At 30.5% G+C, this 1,007-nt stretch carries 3 protein-coding genes; all 3 read right to left on the bottom strand.

Annotated elements, in window-relative coordinates; translation table 11 throughout:
* Positions 1-212 (bottom strand): hypothetical protein (locus CW357_RS18055; protein ID WP_164489665.1); only part of this gene is annotated, 212 nt, incomplete at its 3' end.
* A gap of 316 nt (positions 213-528) precedes the next feature.
* On the bottom strand, positions 529-711 hold the full coding sequence (locus CW357_RS18060) for a hypothetical protein (RefSeq protein ID WP_124218838.1): 183 nt from the start codon (positions 709-711) through the stop codon (positions 529-531).
* Between the two features lie 63 nt (positions 712-774).
* A partial coding sequence (locus tag CW357_RS18495) for a hypothetical protein (RefSeq protein WP_206426838.1) occupies positions 775-1,007 on the bottom strand: 233 nt, incomplete at its 5' end.

Below are 1,007 nucleotides of genomic sequence, written 5' to 3' on the forward strand. Positions count from 1 at the left end.
CGTTGGTTGGTGATGTATTGGTACGTTTTGGCTTGGTAGTTTCCAGATGCCTCTTTTTCTTTTACAATCAGTCCAAGTGGTGTGTAGCCATTCCATTCGTAATAACGGTATTGTGTAACTTCATCATTTTTCTTTACGACTTCCATGTCTAATACTTCGTTATTATAGAAGTATTCATGCGTTGTATCTCCAACTGTTTTGGTTAAACGCAAACCATTTTCGTCATATGTGTAAGAGGCTACTGCATCGCCTTTTAATGTTTGAACACTTGTTAATCGTTGTGCTTCGTTATATGTGTATTTAAAGTGTTCATCTTGTAGGAGGTTACCATCTGCATCATATTGGTAGTCCGTATCGTTTTTCTTTTCAATTTGATTCGCATCATTAAATTGTGCGACTTGTTTTAGTAAATCCTAGTTGAGTGTAAGTATTACGGTATTTTGATCGCCTGCTAATTCTAAAAATAGAAGAAGATTCCCAATATGCAAAAGATATTGGGAATCCTACGACTTAAATTAAAGTCTATAGTCAGAATTGTTTTGGTAACTGGTACTTATTCTTTGCTCTTTTCCCTATTACTTTACTAAGAGTTCGAGAGTTTTTAACGACCTTTCTTGCTGCTTCTGTTGTACGTTTTGATTTTGCCTTTTTTACTTCTAAATAACCTTTAATCATACTATATAAAGTTTGTGTAACAAATACTACGAACAACATATGCTACGCCAGTCATTAATGTGTAAAATATTCTATTAGGCTTTAATCCATTACCACTTTCTAAAAATAAAGAAAATCTATTTTTAAAATTATTTTTGATAAGCCATCACTAATTATGATAAAAATAAACATCCAAAAAAAACGGAAATTTTGTTTTAATTCATATATTTTAGGAATAGCATACATTGCACAAAATATAATTAAAATTATTATACTTAATTTATAATGAAATTGTGATTCTATCACTCTAGTTCCCACATTTAGAGAGTATAAAATATTTTGTGTAAATAGAA

The sequence above is a fragment of the Rummeliibacillus sp. TYF005 genome, assembly GCF_003844195.1.
GTDB lineage: Bacteria > Bacillota > Bacilli > Bacillales_A > Planococcaceae > Rummeliibacillus.